The sequence below is a fragment of the Flavobacterium sp. SP2 genome, assembly GCF_057626655.1.
The window spans coordinates 79,260-99,631 of the sequence record NZ_JBVHBT010000005.1 but is presented as its reverse complement, the minus strand read 5'-3'; the positions used below and the strand labels follow the sequence as shown (position 1 = coordinate 99,631).

The window sequence follows — 20,372 nt, the reverse complement described above, 5'->3', positions numbered from 1 at the left end:
AAGTTATTTTTATTTCTTGCGGTAATTTTCAAATTTGTCACTTAATTTTTCTTTAAGTGTTGCTTTTGCTCTAAAAACCAAGGATTCTACTGAAGAAATACTCACATTCATAACTTCAGAAATTTCAGGATTGCTTAATCCATCGAGTTTTGAAAGTATAAAAGCTGTTTTTTGATTTTCAGTTAATTCGTTTATAATTTTAAACAAAATTGCAGCATCTTCTTGTTTTTCTAGAGCAATTCCGGGATGTTCAAAAGTGGAAATAGTATTTAATTCAGCTTCGTTTTCCGATTTTTTACCAAAAATAAAAAAACGTTTGGCACTCTTTTTATGTCGAATAAAATCCAAACTTTTATTGATAGTTATGCGGTAAATCCAAGTTTTCAAGGATGATTTTTGATTGAAAGATGCTAACGAGTTATGAACTTGTACAAATACATCTTGTGTTAGTTCTTCTGCATCTTCTGCATTTTGCAAATAATGAAGCGCCAAATTGTAAACCAAAATTTTATATTGATTGTAAATACTTACAAACTGTTGTTTATCAGACGTCATAAAGTTTGGTTGGCACTACTTTGACCAAATATCTTAAAAAAGGTTTAAATGTAATCTTATTTTTTAATGAATATTAAAATAGTACTATATTTGGCTTTTAAAATTTCAAACAAACTAACCTATTACAACATGAAATTACTTGAAGGAAAAGTAGCAATAATTACTGGCGCAAGCCGCGGAATTGGTAGCGGAATTGCAAAAGTATTTGCACAACACGGAGCAAATGTTGCCTTTACATACAGTTCGTCTGCCGAATCTGCTTTAGCATTAGAAAATGAGTTGAATGCTTTAGGAATTAAATCCAAAGGATACCAATCGAATGCAGCAAACTTTAACGAAGCTCAAAAACTTGCCGAAGATGTTATTGCAGAGTTTGGAACTATTGATATCTTGATAAACAATGCAGGAATTACAAAAGATAATTTGTTAATGAGAATGTCTGAAGAAGATTTTGATAAAGTAATCGAAATCAACTTGAAATCAGTGTTCAACATGACCAAAGCAGTTCAAAAAACCATGCTTAAGAATAGAAAAGGTTCTATTGTAAATATGAGTAGTGTAGTAGGTGTGAAAGGTAATGCCGGACAAGCCAACTATGCTGCATCTAAAGCCGGAATGATTGGTTTTACAAAGTCAGTTGCGTTAGAATTAGGTTCAAGAAACATTCGTTGTAACGCAATTGCACCAGGATTTATTGAAACAGAAATGACTGCCAAACTTAACGAAGATGTTGTGCAAGGTTGGAGAGATTCTATTCCGTTGAAACGTGGTGGAACTCCAGAAGATGTTGCTAATGCTTGTTTGTTTTTCGCATCAGATATGAGTGCGTATGTAACTGGACAAGTTATGAACGTAGATGGAGGAATGCTTACTTAAAATAATTATGAATTTTGAATTATAAATTTTAAATTATTAAAGTATTTAAAATTTAAAATAGAAGACAATAATGAATACCACGACAATCTTGTTATTACTTGTATCAATACTAATTGCTGCTGGTTTTTCCTATTTTCAATATTATTATAAAGTCAAGAGTAAGTCGAAACTGATAAAACTCTTGGCTTTTTTACGTTTTCTTTCTATTTTCGGACTTTTACTTTTACTGATTAATCCGATTATGAGTAGAAGTACCTTTGAAACAATCAAAACACCTTTACCAATTGTTATTGACAATTCGAGTTCAATCGAAGATTTAAAAGCTAATTTAGCAAGTAAAGAAGTATTCACAAAATTGATTTCAAATGCTGATTTGAAAGAAAAATTTGATATTCAAACCTACAGTTTCGATGCTGACTTTAAAACAATTGCATCCATTGACGAAGTTAATTTTAAAGGAAATCAAACGAACATTGATGGAGTTGCAAAAAACATCAAAAGCATCAATAAAAACTTAAGTTTCCCAACAGTTTTAATTTCTGATGGAAACCAAACTTCAGGTTCTGATTATGTTTTTAGTTTTGATCCAACTAATAAAGTATATCCTTTAATCGTTGGTGATACAACCACTTTTTTAGATTTAAAAATTAGTCAGATAAATGTAAATAAATACGCATTTCACAAAAATAAATTCCCAGTAGAAGTTTTTTTGCAGTATTCCGGAACTAAAACGGTCAATGCCAATTTTACAATTGCTCAAGGAAACAATGTCCTTTCTAAACAAAGTCTTTCATTTTCGCCTTCTAAAAAATCAGAAGTTATAAATCTTTTACTTCCTGCTGATAAAACAGGTTTGCAAATTTTTAATGCCAAAATCACATCGGCAGAATCTGAGAAAAACACCTACAATAATTCAAAGAAATTTGCAGTTGAAGTTATTGACCAAAAAACTGAAGTAGCTATAATTTCTTCTATAAATCATCCTGATATTGGCGCATTAAAACGCAGCATCGAATCTAATGCACAGCGTAAAGTAACACTGCTTAAGCTAAATCAAATCAGTAATTTAAATAATTACAATGTCTTACTATTATACCAGCCAACATCTGATTTTAAACAAATTTATGATGCCAATAAAAATTTAAAAATTAACACTTGGACCATTACTGGAAACAGTACTAATTTTAATTTTTTGAATCAACAACAAAGCCAGATCGAATTCAAAACGGCTACACAGAAAGAAGATTATTTAGCAAGTTTTAATTCTGATTTTAACTTATTTGCAGCTGAAAATATTGGGTTTGAAACTTTTCCACCATTAGAAAATTTATTTGGGACTTTCACGACTAACGAAGATATATCCGTTTTACTTTCATCACGCATTAGAAATGTTGAAACCAATCAACCACTGATGGCTTTTTCGGATACACAAGGAAAAAGAGCTGCATTCTTATTGGGAGAAAATATATGGAAATGGCGCGCACACAGTTATGTAGACAAAAAATCATTTGAAGAATTTGATGTTTTTATAGATAAAACAATTCAGTTTTTAGCGTCAAATGATTCCAAAAAATCTCTAATTGTAAACCATGAACGTTTTTATAATTCGGGTGATGCATTAGAAATTACTGCGCAATATTTCAATAAAAATTATGAGTTTGACGAAAAGGCGCGATTGACTATTTCCGTAACAAATACTAAAACGAAGCAAGTAAAAAAATACGATTTACTGAAAACTACAAATAGTTTCAAGGTAAACCTTGACGGACTTTCGGCTGGACAATATTCGTTTACCGTAAAAGAATTGAATTCGAACGCTAGCTATTCTAGTACTTTTGAAATTTTGGATTTTGATATTGAAAAACAATTTGTAAACCCAGATGTTTCTCGATTAAAACAACTTGCAACTCAAACTTCGGGAATTGCATATGTACCAAATCAAGTTGATGAATTGATAAAAGTATTAGTATCAAATGAAGACTACAAAGCAATTCAGAAAAACATTGTTACTAAAACACCTTTGATTGATTGGGTTTGGTTGTTAGTTTTTATTGCACTGCTGCTTGCAACCGAGTGGTTTATAAGAAAATATAATGGATTGCTATAGTTTTCTAAGAAACAAAGTTCTTTTAAATTCTATTAATTTCAATCTGGTGTAATCATAAATTAGAGCTACAACTAGCAGTATTACTGCAATTAACAGTGTTTTAATATTAAAATAATTGTAGCTAAAGGCTCCTAAAATACATCCACAAAAGAAGGATAGTATGATTGACAATCGTAAGTAGATTATGGCTTTCAATCGCTTTTTTTCTTCTATTTTTTTATAAAAAAACAGTTGCGAAACCTCTATTCCAAGATCGGTAAAAAGTCCGGTTAGGTGCGTTGTTCTAACGGTTGATTGCGATATTTTTGTTACAAGTGCATTCTGAATACCCATTGCGAAAAGTAACGCAAATGCAGTATATTTCCCATCAAACGTATCGCTATTTATTGGATTTGTAAAAAAAGCTACTGCTGATAAAATACAAATCTCTAAGGCAATTGGAAGAAAATGAGATTTGTGAGGCGATTTTCTAACTACAATTTCGGTAAGGACATTGGACGTAAATGCACCGAAGAAAAAGAAAATTGTAAACACAAAAAATACAATTGAAATTTGATAATTTTCTTTAAAAAATTCCTCGGCAAAAAAAGCAAAATGACCTGTAACATTGGTTGTTAAAGTATGAATAGATAAGACGCCTGTACTATTTACAATTCCTGCAACCATAGACAGCAAGGTTGCTAATCGCAGATTGTGTGCAAATGTTCTGTTTTTTCCTTGGTGCCGAAACATAATCTATAATTTGTACTAAATTACATAAATACAGATGGAAATCGTGTTTTAAAAGAAATACATTTAGAATCTATTGTCTTTTTTCTTTTTTAAAATTTCAGAAGCAGTTTGATAATACGAAATGGTTTCATCAATTAATCTTTGATTTGGTTTTTTTATAGGAATTTCGTCAAAGTTAATTTGAAAATTAGCACCTAATTTAGGATTAATTTTCACTTTTAAATCAAATTGTTTGACTTTACGATTTGGTGATAATATAGTCAACACATCATTCTTTATCAAACCTAAATTTTGATAAGTTGCAATCAACGCACGAGGTTTGTATGCTGTTTGAAATACATCTTCTCCGAAAAATTTACTTTGATAATCAAAATTCAACAAGCCAAAAAGTGTCGGCATAACATCTATTTGCGACATTAATTTAGCATACTGTTGCGGAGGAATAAAACCTTCAGAAAAAATCAGTGCTGGAATACGATATTTATCTAAAGGAAGTTCTGTTTTTCCAGAACTCGAAGAACAATGATCAGCTAAAATGACGAATACCGTATTCTTGTACCACGATTGCTTTTTGGCCATCGCAAAAAACTGTTGCAAAGCATAATCAGTGTATTTAACGCCTCCATTTCTAGATTTCGGTTTTGCAATATTTATCTTTTTATCAGGATAAGTAAACGGTCTGTGATTGCTAACAGTCATAATATGATTAAAAAATGGTTTTCCATTCTCAGCTTCTTGATTCATAACACCTATCGCTTTGTTATACATGTCTTCATCGCAAACACCCCAAACATTTGAAAAAGTAATTTCATTGGCTTTGAATGATATTTTATCTACAATTTCATAACCATTTCCACCAAAAAAACTTTCCATATTATCGAAAAAAGCATCGCCACCATATAAATATTTTACTGAATAGCCTCTTTGTTTAAAAAGATTTCCTGTGGTAAATTTATTTTTATTGTCTTCTCGTTTCACTACACTTTCACCAGCAGTTGGAGGCAAACATAAGGTTACGGCTTCTAAACCTCGAACTGTTCGATTTCCTACTGCATACAAATTGGTAAAAAACAAACTTTTAGTAGCAAGCGAATCTAAAAAAGGAGTAACGTTGTCTTTATTGCCATAAGTTTTCATGAAATTAGCACTTAAACTCTCGATAGTAATTAAAACTACATTCTTTCGTATTTCATTTTTTGGAGCAACAACGATGTGTTGTGCAGACAGACCTTTAATATTTGGAATTTGTTCTTCTAAAATAGTGAAAGCCTTTTTTTCTGGTAAGGTTTTGTAAAATTTATTATAATCTAATTCACTATTCTTAAAAGCCAAAAAGAACTTATAGATTCCGTTAGCCTGCAGCTCATTTTTAAAAACATTTGATGAGTTTTCTTGAGTTGATAAAAATGGAATTATTAGAATTGAAGAAGTTATAAGTAAGCAATAAACGACTAAACTCTTTAACTTATCTGCAATTGAAGGAAGGTCATTTAAGTAACCTTTTGATTTTTTTACAATAAAAAAGGTAAGTATTGAAGTGATTACACCAATTGCTAAAAATAGCGGAACTACCGGGTAAGACTCCATAATATTACCAATTACAGTATTGGTGTACACTAAATAATCTACAGCAATAAAATTGTATCGTACTCCAAATTCATTCCAAAAGAAAAACTCGCTTACAGTATTTTGAATAATAACAAGCACAAAAATAAATACGGTAAACGAAAACAGCACCAGTCGAATTTTAGGTCTGTATTTAGGTAAAAAAAGTAGTAATCCAAAAAGAATAGTTTTTAAACCCAAGAAAATAATGGTAATTTCTAATAATGAACCTCCATACTCGTTCAAAATTGTATTAAAAAAGGTTATGTAAAGCAAGAGAATTAGTAACAAACTAAAAATTAAATATCCCCAAGGTTTACTAAATTTACTATTAGATAAAAACAGCAAATAGAGATATAAAAATGAACTTCCAATTATAAAGATAAAAACATCAGATAAAAAGCCAAAGAAAAAGATTTTTAAAATATCACTAGTTAAAAAAGTGGATTGCGTTAGTGGATGAACTAGTAATACAACACGTAACACTATTGAAATAACTACGTATAATAGCAATAAATAAAAAAAAGGAGATTTGTTTTGAAAGATTTTCATTTATTTAACATTAAATTAATTATCAAACAAAACTATAATTTTACTTTTTTTCGTAAATAAAATTAAATTAAGATTACCTTAATTTACTAATAGTGAACTAAAAAAGCCATAAATCTGCTTGAAAAATTAAGATTAGCTTAAGTCTAAAAATCTTAATAAGTTTGGGTAATTTATTACGTTAATTAGTTATAATTTTGAACTAATAATTTAAATCTCATGAAAAAGATCATCACATTACTTGTTGTACTAATTTCAGTAACAACATTTTCTCAAAATTGGAAATCTAATTTTGAAGAAGCAAAGGCAGAAGCAAAGGCTTCCAACAAAAAACTTATCTTAGTATTTTCGGGTTCAGATTGGTGCGCACCATGCATTAAATTAGATAAAAACATTTGGCAATCAGAAGAATTTAAAACCTATTCTGCAACAAATTATGTTTTGTACAAAGCAGATTTCCCTAAGAAGAAAGCCAACCAATTGCCAGAAGCACTAAAAAAGCAAAATGATGCCTTGGCTGAAAAATACAATCAAAACGGTAATTATCCTTTGGTAGTAGTTTTAGATGGAAATGGAAAGGCGCTAGGTATGACTGGTTATCAAAACATTTCACCAAGCGAATACATTAAAGTTTTAAAAGGATTTGAAAAATAAAACTGATGAAAATAAGATTTTTTTTACTTCTTTATTTCTTTGCATTTTTTGCTCATGCACAAGTAACGCACAAACGAAATTTGTACTTACTAGGAAGTCCTTTTGAAATTATTTTGGTAGGAAAAGATACTATTGAAGTTAATAAAAATATCGATTTAGGTATAGCTGAAGTAAAAAGAATTGAAAATTTAATATCCGATTGGATTCCAACAACACCAATATCTGAGATTAATAGAAATGCTGGTATCAAACCAATAAAAGTTTCATCAGAGTTATTCGAATTAATTGAGCGTTCAATTAAGATTTCAATACTAACTGATGGCGCTTTTGATATTAGCTACGCATCAATGGATAAAATTTGGAAATTTGACGGAACAATGAAAGAAATGCCAACCGCCGAAGCCATAAAGAAATCTGTTGAGAAAGTAGGTTATAAAAATATAGTTTTAGATAAGGTCAATCAAACGGTTTTTTTAAGATTAGAAGGAATGAAACTGGGTTTGGGTGGAATAGGTCAAGGCTACATTGCCGATAAAGTAAAAGAACTATTGAAATCTAAAGGCGTTAGTTCTGGGCTTATAAATGTCTCTGGTGATATTAGCACTTGGGGAAAACAACCTAACGGCCAACAATGGAAAGTTGGAATCAAAAATCCTGTCAATAAAAACAAAATTTTTGCAACCTTTCCAATTGAAGATACAGCAGTAGAAACTTCTGGAAGTTATGAAAAATATGTAACTTTTAATGGAAAGAGATATTCGCACATCATTGATACCCGAACTGGTTATCCAGCAACAGGATTGGTAAGCGTAACAATTTTCGCTAAAACTACCGAACTTGCCGATGCACTTGCCACAGGAGTATTTGTACTAGGAAACGACGTCGGTATGGATTTAGTTAACCAATTGCCAGGAATTGGATGCATTATGGTCGACGAAAACGGAAAAATATACACCTCAAAAAATATAGACTTAAAACAATTTTCAAATGAATAAGATAGCGCTTTTAGTTATAATCGTTTTAACATTAAACTCTTGTGTAGCGGTTAAAGAGTATGAAAAAGAATTAATTAACGATCCTGAAATGAAACTCGCTGCCAAAACTTCAGAACGCTACGAAGTTACTTTTCAAGTATATCGTGAAGCTGCAGCTGGAGCAAACGGAGGAAAAACAGGTGGTGGTTGCGGCTGTAATTAATAATAAAAAAAATGAAAAAATATTTAATAGCCTTAGCATCTGTATGTTCTCTAATAGGATTTGCGCAAGAAAAACCCAAAGATACCACAGTAACTTTCAAAAAAAGAGTTTTAGAATCAACTGAGGTTGATTTTTTACTAAGTTACTATAAGCAAGATGGAATCCACTCTGCAGTTTCTGGTGGAAGTGGAACTGAAAATCTAACTGATGTCGCATCCAATATTGTCGTAGCAATTCCGATGAATGCAGATGATGTATTGACCATTGATACTGGCGTTTCTTCCTATACATCTGCCTCATCTAGTAATATAAATCCATTTGACACGACCAATCCAACACCTTGGTCATCATCGTCTGGAGCTTCAGAATCTGATCAATTAGTTAGTTTAGTTGGAAATTACAGTCACAGTTCTGATAGTAGAAATTTTATTTGGAATGCCGATGTATCATTTTCTAACGAATATGATTATACTTCAATAGGATTTGGCGGTGGAATTGCAAAACTATTCAACAAAAAAAATACCGAATTAAGTCTAAAAGGTAATGTATATTTAGATCAATGGAGACCAATTTATCCCTATGAATTAGGTAATAACCTTGGAAGAACGGTTTATGACGAAAATGGCGTTTCAACTTTAGGATATTCTAATTCCGGATTTAATGAATTTTCTGCTACCAATAGAAATTCCTATTCGTTATCATTTGGATTTTCTCAAATTTTGAGCAAAAAATTGCAGTTTTCTGTATTTCTAGATGTATTAAGTCAAGAAGGATTGTTATCTACACCTTATCACAGAATTTACTTTGCCGACAAGCCAAATTATTATGTAGGTCAACCTCAATTTATCGCTAATTATACCTCAGAGCAAAATTCTGGAGTATTTCAATTGGCAGATGCTATCGAAAAATTACCAAGTACACGGTTCAAAATTCCCTTTGGTGCAAGAGTGAATTATTACATAAATGAAACATTCAAATTAAGAACCTATTATCGTTATTATTCAGATGATTGGGGAATTACTTCTCATACTGCTAGTGTGGAATTACCTATAAAAATCAACGAAAAATTCACGGTTTTCCCAATGTATCGTTATTATACACAAACCGAATCTAAATATTTTGCACCTTATGAACAACATCTGTCAACCGAGCAATATTATACATCCGATTACGATTTGTCTTCATTCAATAGCAACCAATATGGATTTGGAGTTTCCTATACCGATATTTTTACCAAAGCAAGAATTTGGAAGTTTGGACTAAAAAATATCGATTTTAGATACAACAATTACCAGCGTAGTGATACTTTAAATGCAAATATTGTTACGGTAGGATTTAAATTTGTAATGTAAATTGTATGACTATTTTAATTGTTGAAGACGAATTAGGAATTTCTAATTTTTTGCAACAAGGTCTTGAAGAAGAGAATTTTTCAGTACTTGTTGCAAAAGATGGAAAGCAAGGTCTTGAAATGGCATTGACCGAAAAAATAGACTTGATTTTACTAGATTGGATGCTTCCTAAAATGCAAGGAATTGATGTATGTAGAAACATTCGACTAAAAGATAAAACTACACCAATACTATTTTTAACTGCAAAAGATACTATTCAAGAAACAATTGAAGGTCTAAAATCAGGTGCTAATGATTACATCAAAAAGCCTTTCAGCTTTGAAGAACTTTTAGAACGGATAAAAATTCATTTCAGAAGTACTGAATTCTTGACTTTAGGAAAAATCAAAATTGATTTGTTAAAGCACGAAGTTTTTAGTGACAATATACTAGTTGTACTTACACAAAAAGAGTTTCAACTCTTAGAATACTTAATTAAAAACAAGGGTAAAGTATGTACTCGAACTCAAATTATTGAAGACGTTTGGGATATTCATTTCGATTACGATACAGGTGTCATTGATGTTTTTATGAATGCCATTCGAAAAAAGTTAAACATTAGCAAAGAAGACGAAAGCATTAAGACTATTCGCGGAGTTGGCTATATTGCAAATGATATTTAGACCCTAAAAAACAAGGCAATGTTTTCATTTTCATTCAAAAACAGAATCGCTTTTAATTATATCGTTACAACTGCACTATTAGTTTTTGTGGTTTTTTTTGCTATTTATATAATGGTGAAATTTAGCGTTTATGATCATATTAATAAAGATATTAGTGTTGAAGTTGAGCGCCATTTATCTGAAATTAATGTAGAAAATGGTAAAATAGTTTTAATTGACAAAGAAGAATGGAAAGAAAGAGAACATAATTCTTTAGATGTTAATCCAGTTTTTATTCAATTTGTTGATTTAAATAATAAGGTTGTTGAAAAATCTCCAAACTTAAAAAGCAACTATTTAACTTTTAGCAGTAATGCTCATGACAACCAACTCTTTGACACTAAATTGCAAAATAATGCTATACGTCAAATACAAGTTCCTTTGTATCATAACACTAAAGCAGTTGGATATTTAATAATTGCAATGTCGTTGGAAGATTCTACAATGGTCTTGAATAATCTTCAAAAAATAATTGTAGTTTCTTATCCTTTAGTATTGCTAACACTATTTTTAATAGCACGAATCATCGCAGGTAGAAGCATAAAACCAATCAATTCAATTATTGAAACATCTAATAAAATCACTAAAGACAATCTGAGCGACAGGATAACGCTTCCGCAAAATAAAGATGAACTTTATGTAGTTTCACAAACCATCAACAACCTTTTAGACCGATTAGAAAATACAATCGAACGCGAAAAACAGTTTACCTCAGATGCTTCACACGAGTTAAGAACTCCATTGGCAGTTATTAAAGGAACATTAGAAGTACTTATTCGTAAGCCAAGAGATACTCAAGAATACCATGACAAAATTAACTTTTGCATTGCTGAAGTCAATCGGATAAATGATTTAGTCGATCAATTATTATTGCTAACTCGGTTTGAAAATCAAAAAAAATCTCTTAAAATTGAATCATTTAATTTGAATCCAATTTTGGATGATGTTGTAAACAGATTTCAGCAAAAAGCCAATGCAAATTCTGTTACAGTTGAAAAACACTATACAAATGACTTTTTTATAAATTCAGATATTCATTTGTTAACCATTATCATCAATAATTTAATTTCAAATGCCATTAAATATTCTACTAAAAATGGCGAAGTAACTATTTCTATTTTTAAAGAAAATCAAAATACTGTTCTAGAAATTAAAGATAATGGAATAGGAATTGAACAATCGGATATCGAAAAAGTATTTGATTCTTTTTATAGAACTTCGAATTCTATTGAATGTACCGATATTAAAGGTATAGGTTTAGGTTTATCAATAGTGAAGCGTTTAAGCGATATTTTGTCCATAAAAATTGAACTTTCTAGTGAAATAAACGTTGGAACATCCATAAAATTAAGCATACCTTAATGCTATATTAAGAACTTCCTAAGTTTTAGTATTATTTAATATTCTACCTTTGATTTATTAAAAATGTAAATAAATGTTAGAAAAAATAATAGCTTTTAGTCTTAAAAACAAACTCATAGTTTTACTTTTTACCTTAGGGGTATTTTGTTTCGGATTATTTTCTTTAACTCAAATCGCTATTGGAGCGGTTCCTGACGTAACCAATAATCAAGTACAAGTAATTACTACTTCGAGAAATTTATCTACACAAGATATCGAACAATATATTACTTATCCTGTAGAAATTGAAATGGCCAATTTACCTGGTGTAAAAGAAATCCGATCCATCTCAAAATTCGGATTATCTGTGGTAACGATTGTTTTTGAAGATGATTTAGGGACTTATTTACCACGACAATTAATAGCTGAAAAAATTAAAACCGCCTCTGAAAAAATTCCTCAAGGATTTGGTACTCCAGAAATGGGACCAATTACAACCGGACTTGGCGAAATTTACCAGTACATAATAGATGTAAAACCTGCTTATAAAAATCAATATTCTGTAACCGATTTACGAACTTTACAAGATTGGGTGGTTAAACGTCAATTGTCTGGAATTAAAGGCGTTGTAGAGATTAATACTTGGGGTGGTTATCTCAAACAATATGAAATTGCAATAAACAGTGCAAATTTAAAAAGCATGAATATTACGACCACCGATGTTTTTACATCTTTAGAAAAAAACAATAGTATTGCCGGTGGCGCTTATATTGAAAAAGTAAATCAAAGCTATTTTATTCGTGGCGAAGGAAAGGTAAAATCTATTGATGATATTGAGAATATTGTCATAAAAAACAATAACGGACTGCCTATTTTCATAAAAGATGTTGCTCAAGTTCGATTTGGTGCAGCTAATCGATTTGGTGCAATTACGGGAAATGGTGAAGGTGAAAAAGTGCTTGGACAAGTGATGATGTTGAAAGGCGGAAACTCAAAACAAGTTATACACGATGTTAAAGCACGAGTTGCCGAAATTCAAAAGACGCTACCTCAAGGTGTTTATATTAATCCGTTTCTAGAACGAAGTGAATTGGTTGCAAAAACCACTTTTACTGTGGCTGAAAATCTTGTTTTAGGTTGCTTAATTGTAATTTTTGTAGTGGTTTTACTTTTAGGAAATTGGCGTTCAGGATTGGTAGTAGCATCGGTAATTCCGTTATGCTTACTTTTTGCAATTTCATTTATGAATATTTTCAATATTGATGCCAATTTGATGAGTTTAGGTGCCATCGATTTTGGAATAATTATAGATGGTGCGGTAATTATTGTTGAATTTATAGCTTTTCAAATTGCACACAAATCCAAACATTTAGCACATTTATCGAAAGAAGAGCAACAAATTCAAATAGACGAAATCACTTATAAGAGCGCATCTAAAATGATGAACTCGGCAGTTTTTGGACAATTGATTATTTTAATAGTTTTCATTCCAATATTGTCTTTACAAGGAGTTGAAGGAAAAATGTTTAGGCCTATGGCGATGACTTTCAGTTTTGCTTTAGTAGGAGCAATGCTACTATGTTTTACCTATGTTCCTGTAATTTCTTCTTTGTTTTTAAAACCCAAACAAGAAAATCCTAATTCATTTTCCAACCGATTAATAAACAAACTCAATTCATGGTATCGTCCCATAATATCTTGGGCATTAAATAATTCCAAAAAAGTATTGTATGGAGCTTTATCATTACTACTATTTTCTGTAATCTTGTTTACAACCATGGGCGGTGAATTTATCCCAACGTTAGACGAAGGCGATTTTGTTATTCAACCTGTTTTAAAAACTGGAACGTCACTCACTAAAACTATTGAAACTACTACCAAAATCGAAAAAATTATTTTGAAAAAGTTTCCAGAAGTACAACAAGTAGTTAGTAGAATTGGAGCTGCAGAAGTTCCTACCGATCCAATGAGCATGGAAGAATCGGATATCATTGTAAAATTAAAACCAAAATCAGAATGGGTTTCTGCAACATCAAAAGATGAGCTTGCTGATAAAATTAAAGAGGCTGTAGAAAATCAAATTCCAAATATGGAAATCGAGTTTACACAACCTATAGAAATGCGTTTTAATGAATTAATTTCAGGAACTAGATCCGATGTTGCTGTAAAAGTTTTTGGTGAAGATTTGGATGTTCTAGCCCAAAAAGCAACACAAATAAAACACGCAATTAGCAATGTTGAAGGTGCTTCAGATATTATTATAGAAAAAACTGAAGGATTACCACAGATGAGCGTTGTTTATAATCGCGACAAGATTGCTAGATATGGCTTGAATATTTCCGATTTAAACGAATTAATTACACTCGGATTTGCTGGCAAAACTGTTGGAACTGTTTTTGAAGGCGAAAAACGATTTGATATGGTTATTCGATTAGACATAACCAATCGACAAGATATTGAAGACATTAGAAATCTTTATGTTGCTACTCCTAGCGGCGAGCAAATTCCGTTACAAGAGTTAGCAACTATCGAATATACGCAAGGTCCGGCAAAAATTTCTCGTGACAATACTCGTAGAAGAATTGTTGTTGGAATTAATGTTAGGAACAGAGATTTGCAAAGTGTTGTGGATGATGTGCAAAAAATTGTAGCCGCTAAAGTTAATATACCTGCTGGATATTATGTTACTTACGGCGGTCAATTTGAAAATCTACTAAGTGCAAAAGTGCGATTGTTAATTGCAGTACCAATTGCATTATTCCTAATTTTTATACTTTTATACTTTGCTTTTGGATCGGTAAAAGAAGCATTAATGGTTTATTCCGCCATTCCTTTATCGGCCGTTGGAGGAATTTTGTTTCTATGGATTCGCGATTTACCTTTTAGTATTTCGGCAGGAGTAGGATTTATTGCACTTTTCGGAATTGCAGTTTTAAACGGAATTGTATTAATTGAACATTTTAAAGAACTCAAACACGAAGGAATGAAGGATATGAATGCACTTATTTTAAAAGGAACAATCGATAGATTACGACCAGTGCTATTAACTGCCGCAGCCGCAGCCTTAGGATTCTTACCTATGGCAATTTCATCATCTGCCGGAGCCGAAGTACAACGACCATTAGCAACCGTTGTTATAGGTGGATTGTTTACCGCAACTATTTTAACCATGATTGTACTTCCAATTTTGTTTAAAGTTTTTGATCAAAAAGAATTTAAAAAACCAAAATTTAAAAAGCATTCAAACCAATCAACTTATATCATTTTACTTTTTTTCTTCACAACTTTAGGAGTTGCACAAAATAAAAATATCGAATTAGAAACACTAATTTCCAAAAGTTTAGAAAAAAACAAATCACTAAAATCAAGTCAGTTACAAATAGACAAAGCCAAAGCAGCTATTTCTAGCGCTTATAATTTTGAAAAAACAACTATTTATTACAGTTACGATCAGAATAATTTGGCACTAAATAATCAACCTTTGAAAGTTTTTGGTATCCAACAAAAATTTTTATTTCCAACTGTTTATGGTGCGCAGAAAAACCTAAACCAATCGGAATATGAAAAAGAAAAAGCACTTCATGAGATCAACAAAAATAAGATTTCTGGCGAGGTAGCATTAGCTTACAATGAGATAGTGTACTACAACAATCAAGAAAAACTTTTTAAATATTTGGATAGTTTGTATCAAAATTTTTCGAAAGCAAGCGACAGACGATTTGAATTAGGAGAAACCAATTATTTAGAAAAAATTACAGCGCAAAGTAAGTTTAGGCAAATAAGAACGCGACTGACACAAATTGACAAAAATAAAAAAGCCACGCTTCAATTGTTACAATCTTTAGTTCAGTCTGATGAAGATTTAGTGATTAATTTAGATAATTTAGAACCAAACAATGATTTAGAAGTCAATTCAAATAATTCAATATATACTCCTTATTTTGAATCAATTACAAAATATAATTATTTAAATAATAAATTACAAAAACAGCACTATTTACCCGATATTAATCTCGAATATTTTCAAGGAAAAAATAATGGATTATCGCAATCCTTATACGGATTTCAAGTTGGAGTTTCAGTTCCACTATTATTTTCGGGAATCAAATCAAAAATTAGAGTGGCGCAACTAGAAAGTCAATCTTGGGAAGAACAAAAAGCGAATGAATCTATAAAAATTGAAAAATTTTGCAATCAAAAAAAAGAAGAATTAGCTAAGCACAATGAATCCATTCAATATTATAAACAGTATGGAGAAAAATTGGCTAAAGAAATTTTAAAAGTAGCCGATAGGAGTTACAAACAAGGCGAAATTGATTTCTTTCAATACATTACAAGTTTAGAAAATGCAACTTCAATTGAAGTCGACTACCTTGAGAATGTCTTTTTATACAACCAAACTCTTTATCAATTACACTATCTGATATACTAAACAAGATTTTTATGAAACAATTATTATATATTCTGAGTTTGTCATTTTTAGTTTTTTCCTGTAAGGAGGCGAAAACAGAAACTCCTGTAGAAATAGAAGACGGATATATTAATGCAACTGCGGCTCAATTTCAATCACTAGAAATGGAACTAACCGTTCCAACAGAGCAAACATTTGATGTAAGCATCAAAACTTCTGGAAAAATTGATGTGCCACCACAAAACAGGGCCAAAATTACAACATTTATTGGCGGTTATGTAAAGGCTACTAAACTATTGGTTGGCGACAAAGTAACTAAAGGTCAAGCATTATTAACTTTAGAAAGTACTGAATTTATAGACATTCAAAAGGATTATTTGGAAGTTGCCGAACAAATAAATTATTTAAAATCAGAATACGACCGACAAAAAACGTTGTATGACGAGAAAATAACATCCCAAAAAAATTACTTAAAAGCCGAGAGTGAGTATCGAAAAACAAAGGCAATGTATCAAAGTTTAAAATCTAAATTGATGCTACTCAACATCAATCCAGCACAAGTTGAAAAAGGAAAAATAACATCAATAATCACGCTATTTTCTCCAATTTCGGGCGATATTGTTGTGATGAACGCTAATGTTGGAATGTTTGCTTCGCCATCAGATGTAATTTTAGAAATTGTTCAAACCGATCATTTACACTTAGAGCTAAACGTTTTTGAAAAAGACATTTTGCAAGTAAAAGAAGGTCAAAAGATAAATTTTAAAGTCCCTCAAGCGTCTAAAGAAATTTTTAATGCTGAAGTACATTTGGTTGGAAAATCGATTGAAGGAAATGACAGAACCATTAATGTTCATGGTCATTTGGATGAATCTGTAAAACAAAAACTACTTACAGGAATGTTCGTCGAGGCCGAAATAGTTACTAATTCTAAAAAGGCACTTTCAGTTCCAACAGAATCAATAATTGATCAAGAAGGAAAAAGTTTTGTACTTTTATTAATTAATCAAACTCAAAACAGTTACAAATTTCAAAAAATACTTGTCAAAAAAGGAAATAGTAACGAAAAATTTGTCGAAATTACAGCGAATAACCTTATAAATGATAAGACTAAAATTTTAGCAAAAGGTGCTTTTGACCTGATCAATTAAATTAAAACACTAAATAAATTATAAAACAACTTAAAATAAACAAGATGAACGACGCACATTTACACATGGTAGTAAACCATTTTCCAATTATTGGGACAATTTTTGGATTAGGTATTTTATTAGCTGGATTATTTTTTAAAAATAATATTCTCAAAAATACAGCTTACAGTCTTTTTATAGTTGCTGCAATTTTTGGCTTTTTATCAATGAATACCGGTGAAGGTGCTGAAGAAATTGTAGAAGATTTTCCAAATATCGGAAAACATATCATTCATGAACACGAAGAAATTGCAGAAAAATTAGCACTTGTTTTATATGTTTTAGCTGCGGCATCAATTGTTGGTTTGTATTTAAATTTTAAAAAGCATGCTAAAGCAAATTTAGTTTCATACATCGTACTTGTAATTGCTGCTATTGGAGTTTTTCTTGCACAACAAACAGGAACTTCTGGAGGTGAAATTCGTCATACCGAAATTAGAGCAAATGCAGAACTAAACCAAGGTGAGATAGGAAAATCGGCAGAAGCAGAACACGAAGATTAGCGTTAAACAAAACATAATTTCTCATAAATTTTGCAAATAATTTGGTTTGTAATTTTATTTACCTTTAAATTTGCAGAAGAAAATACAACAAAAAATGTTTTTAAATAAAGTACATCATCATCATTTTCATAATTGCTCTCAGGCGATGTGTTAATGGTATGTGTATAAATCACGATATTCTAAAACCCGTTTGAGTACATCAAACGGGTTTTTTATTTCTACTCAAGTTGTACTCAATCAAAATAATTTAATTCAAACAAAAAAATGAGTACACTAAAAATTGCAATTCAAAAATCGGGTCGTTTAAACGAAGATAGCATTCAAATTCTGAAGGATTGCGGAATTTCTATCAACAATGGAAACGATCAATTAAAGGCCGAAGCGACAAATTTTCCGCTAGAAGTTTTATTTCTAAGAAATTCGGATATTCCACAATACCTACTTGATGGAGTCGTAGATGTTGCCATTCTGGGAGATAATCTATTAGTTGAAAAAGGCAAAAATATACAAGTTATAGAGAAACTAGGATTTTCTAAATGTAAAGTATCGGTTGCCGTTCCCAAAACATTTGAGTACAATTCTATTCAAGATTTAGAAGGTTTGCGCATTGCAACTTCCTATCCAAATACAGTTCTTGATTATTTCAAATCTAAAAATGTAACTGTCGATTTACACCAAATTTCGGGATCGGTAGAAATAGCTCCAAACATTGGTTTATCAGATGCCATTGTAGATATTGTTTCTAGCGGAAGTACTTTATTCAAAAATAATTTGAAAGAGGTTGAAGTAATTACCAAAAGTGAAGCTGTTTTAGCCGTTTCGCCGTCAATTTCAGCTGAAACTCAAGTTATATTAAACAAACTTCTATTCCGAATTCAGTCGGTTCTAAAAGCTAGAAAATCCAAGTATATTTTGATGAATATTCCAAATGATAAGATTGATGAAATTAGTAAAATATTGCCAGTTTTAAAAAGTTTAACCGTAATGCCATTGGCTGAAGAAGGTTGGAGTAGCGTTCATTCTGTTATTGAAGAAGATACTTTTTGGGAAGTTATCGATCAGTTAAAAAACGCTGGCGCAGAAGGAATTTTGGTTTGTCCAATTGAAAAAATGGTTCTTTAAAAAGAAAAAGTACCAAATAATTATACAATAACTTAGTTATTTAGAATTGAAAAAACTTTACGACTTTGCGTCTTTGCGAGAATAAAACCTAAATGAACTTAATTTTTACTAATGGTTAATCAAAATAAAAACATGAAGTCGTAGCTTTTTTGAAGCAAAAAATAAAAATAAAAATGAAAAAAATAATAAGCCCAAAACCAGCAACGTGGTCAGAAATTTTAAAAAGACCAACGCAAACATTCGAAGCCATCGAAGCTACGGTCAAACAGATTTTTAAAGAAGTTCAAACTAAAGGCGATGTTGCTGTAGCAAAATATTCCTCACTTTTCGACGGAATTTCAGTTGATAATTTATTAGTTTCTAGTGAAGAAATTGCTGAAGCAAATGAGTTAGTTTCTACCGAATTGAAAGCCGCAATCCAATTGGCAAAATCCAATATTGAAAAATTTCACGTTGCTCAAAAATCATCAAAAATAGAAGTAGAAACTACCGCAGGAGTTTTTTGTTGGCAAGTAAAACGTGCAATCAACAAAGTAGGATTGTACATTCCTGGCGGAACAGCTCCATTATTTTCTACGGTTTTAATGTTGGCAATTCCAGCCAAAATTGCTGGTTGTAACGAAATTATTTTGTGTTCACCAACCAACAAAAGCGGAAAAATAAATCCCGCAATTATTTACGCAGCCAACCTTTGTGGAGTAACTAAAATATACAAAGTTGGCGGAATTCAAGCCGTTGCGGCAATGACTTTTGGTACAGCAACGATTCCTAAAGTATACAAAATTTTCGGTCCAGGAAATCAATTTGTTACGGTTGCCAAACAATATGCAACGCAATTTGGAACTGCAATCGACATGCCTGCTGGACCAAGTGAATTATTGGTTTTTGCTGATGACTCTTCCAAAGCCAACTTTGTAGCTTCCGATTTATTAAGTCAAGCCGAACACGGTGTTGATAGCCAAGTAATCCTAGTTTCGACTTCAAAAACAATTATTGAAGAAGTAGAAAAAGAAATTACAGCTCAAATTGAAGTTTTACCACGAAAAGATATTGCTAAAAAAGCGATTGAAAATTCTAAACTTATTTATGTAGAGAACGACGAAATAGCACTAAATTTGATTAACGAATACGCACCAGAACATTTTATAATCTGTGCCAAAAATGAAGATTACTTTGTTCAAAATATCGAAAACGCAGGTTCTGTTTTTATTGGAAATTATACTCCAGAAAGTGCTGGCGATTATGCTTCTGGAACCAATCATACTCTGCCAACAAACGGTTACGCTAAAAATTATTCGGGTGTAAACTTGGACAGTTTTTTAAAATCAATGACGTTTCAAAAAATTACTAAAGAAGGAATTCAAAATATTGGAAATGCAATCGAAATCATGGCAGATGCCGAAGGTTTAGCAGCACATAAAAATGCAGTCACATTGCGATTAAATGATTTAAAATAATATAAAATGCTTTGCGCCTT

Annotated in this window: 16 protein-coding genes; 13 read left to right on the top strand and 3 right to left on the bottom strand. The window is 31.1% G+C overall.

Going from position 1 to position 20,372, the window contains the following annotated elements; translation table 11 throughout:
* Nucleotides 1-9: 9 nt before the first annotated feature.
* Nucleotides 10-555 carry an RNA polymerase sigma factor gene (locus ACZ098_RS11510; protein ID WP_487311897.1) on the bottom strand — a complete coding sequence of 182 codons (546 nt, stop codon included), beginning with the start codon at nt 553-555 and terminating at the stop codon, nt 10-12.
* Between the two features lie 129 nt (nt 556-684).
* Between ACZ098_RS11510 and fabG the strand changes: the two genes are divergently transcribed.
* Nucleotides 685-1,431 (top strand): 3-oxoacyl-[acyl-carrier-protein] reductase, encoded by a 747-nt coding sequence (gene fabG / locus ACZ098_RS11505; protein WP_487312099.1) that lies wholly within the window; start codon nt 685-687, stop codon nt 1,429-1,431.
* Nucleotides 1,432-1,501: 70 nt separating this feature from the next.
* Nucleotides 1,502-3,538 carry a T9SS type A sorting domain-containing protein gene (locus tag ACZ098_RS11500; RefSeq protein ID WP_487311896.1) on the top strand — a complete coding sequence of 679 codons (2,037 nt, stop codon included), beginning with the start codon at nt 1,502-1,504 and terminating at the stop codon, nt 3,536-3,538.
* Here ACZ098_RS11500 and ACZ098_RS11495 read toward each other — a convergent pair.
* The gene (locus tag ACZ098_RS11495) at nt 3,533-4,270 is read right to left on the bottom strand and encodes a YoaK family protein (RefSeq protein WP_487311895.1); all 738 of its coding nucleotides are present in this window, start codon (nt 4,268-4,270) and stop codon (nt 3,533-3,535) included. The genes ACZ098_RS11500 and ACZ098_RS11495 overlap by 6 nt on opposite strands.
* A 63-nt stretch (nt 4,271-4,333) precedes the next feature.
* Nucleotides 4,334-6,427 (bottom strand): LTA synthase family protein, encoded by a 2,094-nt coding sequence (locus ACZ098_RS11490; RefSeq protein WP_487311894.1) that lies wholly within the window; start codon nt 6,425-6,427, stop codon nt 4,334-4,336.
* A 216-nt stretch (nt 6,428-6,643) separates the two neighbouring features.
* Here ACZ098_RS11490 and ACZ098_RS11485 point away from each other — a divergent pair, with 216 nt between their 5' ends.
* The 11 genes from ACZ098_RS11485 to hisD all read left to right on the top strand — a co-directional run bounded on the left by ACZ098_RS11485 (nt 6,644) and on the right by hisD (nt 20,352).
* Nucleotides 6,644-7,078 (top strand): thioredoxin family protein, encoded by a 435-nt coding sequence (locus tag ACZ098_RS11485; RefSeq protein ID WP_487311893.1) that lies wholly within the window; start codon nt 6,644-6,646, stop codon nt 7,076-7,078.
* A 5-nt stretch (nt 7,079-7,083) separates the two neighbouring features.
* Complete coding sequence (locus ACZ098_RS11480) at nt 7,084-8,073, top strand: FAD:protein FMN transferase (protein ID WP_487311892.1); 990 nt, start codon at nt 7,084-7,086, stop codon at nt 8,071-8,073.
* Nucleotides 8,066-8,275, top strand: coding sequence for a DUF4266 domain-containing protein (locus ACZ098_RS11475; protein ID WP_487311891.1), 210 nt, complete (start codon nt 8,066-8,068; stop codon nt 8,273-8,275). The genes ACZ098_RS11480 and ACZ098_RS11475 overlap by 8 nt, the downstream gene beginning before the upstream one ends.
* Nucleotides 8,276-8,286: 11 nt before the next feature.
* Nucleotides 8,287-9,627, top strand: a complete 1,341-nt coding sequence (locus ACZ098_RS11470; RefSeq protein ID WP_487311890.1) for a DUF3570 domain-containing protein — start codon at nt 8,287-8,289, stop codon at nt 9,625-9,627.
* Nucleotides 9,628-9,632: 5 nt separating this feature from the next.
* Nucleotides 9,633-10,289 carry a response regulator transcription factor gene (locus tag ACZ098_RS11465; protein ID WP_487311889.1) on the top strand — a complete coding sequence of 219 codons (657 nt, stop codon included), beginning with the start codon at nt 9,633-9,635 and terminating at the stop codon, nt 10,287-10,289.
* Between the two features lie 18 nt (nt 10,290-10,307).
* Nucleotides 10,308-11,690 carry a sensor histidine kinase gene (locus ACZ098_RS11460; RefSeq protein ID WP_487311888.1) on the top strand — a complete coding sequence of 461 codons (1,383 nt, stop codon included), beginning with the start codon at nt 10,308-10,310 and terminating at the stop codon, nt 11,688-11,690.
* A gap of 73 nt (nt 11,691-11,763) precedes the next feature.
* A complete protein-coding gene (locus ACZ098_RS11455; RefSeq protein WP_487311887.1) occupies nt 11,764-16,101 on the top strand; it encodes a CusA/CzcA family heavy metal efflux RND transporter in 4,338 nt (1,445 codons plus the stop codon).
* Nucleotides 16,102-16,112: 11 nt separating this feature from the next.
* Complete coding sequence (locus ACZ098_RS11450) at nt 16,113-17,231, top strand: efflux RND transporter periplasmic adaptor subunit (protein ID WP_487311886.1); 1,119 nt, start codon at nt 16,113-16,115, stop codon at nt 17,229-17,231.
* Nucleotides 17,232-17,275: 44 nt separating this feature from the next.
* Entirely contained in the window at nt 17,276-17,773 is a 498-nt protein-coding gene (locus ACZ098_RS11445; protein WP_487311885.1) for a DUF2231 domain-containing protein, read from the top strand.
* 264 nt (nt 17,774-18,037) lie between these two features.
* On the top strand, nt 18,038-18,895 hold the full coding sequence (gene hisG, locus ACZ098_RS11440; protein ID WP_487311884.1) for an ATP phosphoribosyltransferase: 858 nt from the start codon (nt 18,038-18,040) through the stop codon (nt 18,893-18,895).
* 173 nt (nt 18,896-19,068) lie between these two features.
* Nucleotides 19,069-20,352: a histidinol dehydrogenase gene (gene hisD / locus ACZ098_RS11435; protein WP_487311883.1), complete on the top strand. Its 1,284-nt coding sequence runs from the start codon at nt 19,069-19,071 to the stop codon at nt 20,350-20,352.
* The last annotated feature ends 20 nt before the right edge of the window (nt 20,353-20,372 follow it).

Bases quoted from the DNA above. Each gene is read 5' to 3' on its own strand.
- ACZ098_RS11510 (WP_487311897.1), bottom strand. From the start codon at position 555: ATGACGTCTGATAAACAACAGTTTGTAAGTATTTACAATCAATATAAA.
- fabG (WP_487312099.1), top strand. From the start codon at position 685: ATGAAATTACTTGAAGGAAAAGTAGCAATAATTACTGGCGCAAGCCGC.
- ACZ098_RS11500 (WP_487311896.1), top strand. From the start codon at position 1,502: ATGAATACCACGACAATCTTGTTATTACTTGTATCAATACTAATTGCT.
- ACZ098_RS11495 (WP_487311895.1), bottom strand. From the start codon at position 4,270: ATGTTTCGGCACCAAGGAAAAAACAGAACATTTGCACACAATCTGCGA.
- ACZ098_RS11490 (WP_487311894.1), bottom strand. From the start codon at position 6,427: ATGAAAATCTTTCAAAACAAATCTCCTTTTTTTTATTTATTGCTATTA.
- ACZ098_RS11485 (WP_487311893.1), top strand. From the start codon at position 6,644: ATGAAAAAGATCATCACATTACTTGTTGTACTAATTTCAGTAACAACA.
- ACZ098_RS11480 (WP_487311892.1), top strand. From the start codon at position 7,084: ATGAAAATAAGATTTTTTTTACTTCTTTATTTCTTTGCATTTTTTGCT.
- ACZ098_RS11475 (WP_487311891.1), top strand. From the start codon at position 8,066: ATGAATAAGATAGCGCTTTTAGTTATAATCGTTTTAACATTAAACTCT.
- ACZ098_RS11470 (WP_487311890.1), top strand. From the start codon at position 8,287: ATGAAAAAATATTTAATAGCCTTAGCATCTGTATGTTCTCTAATAGGA.
- ACZ098_RS11465 (WP_487311889.1), top strand. From the start codon at position 9,633: ATGACTATTTTAATTGTTGAAGACGAATTAGGAATTTCTAATTTTTTG.
- ACZ098_RS11460 (WP_487311888.1), top strand. From the start codon at position 10,308: ATGTTTTCATTTTCATTCAAAAACAGAATCGCTTTTAATTATATCGTT.
- ACZ098_RS11455 (WP_487311887.1), top strand. From the start codon at position 11,764: ATGTTAGAAAAAATAATAGCTTTTAGTCTTAAAAACAAACTCATAGTT.
- ACZ098_RS11450 (WP_487311886.1), top strand. From the start codon at position 16,113: ATGAAACAATTATTATATATTCTGAGTTTGTCATTTTTAGTTTTTTCC.
- ACZ098_RS11445 (WP_487311885.1), top strand. From the start codon at position 17,276: ATGAACGACGCACATTTACACATGGTAGTAAACCATTTTCCAATTATT.
- hisG (WP_487311884.1), top strand. From the start codon at position 18,038: ATGAGTACACTAAAAATTGCAATTCAAAAATCGGGTCGTTTAAACGAA.
- hisD (WP_487311883.1), top strand. From the start codon at position 19,069: ATGAAAAAAATAATAAGCCCAAAACCAGCAACGTGGTCAGAAATTTTA.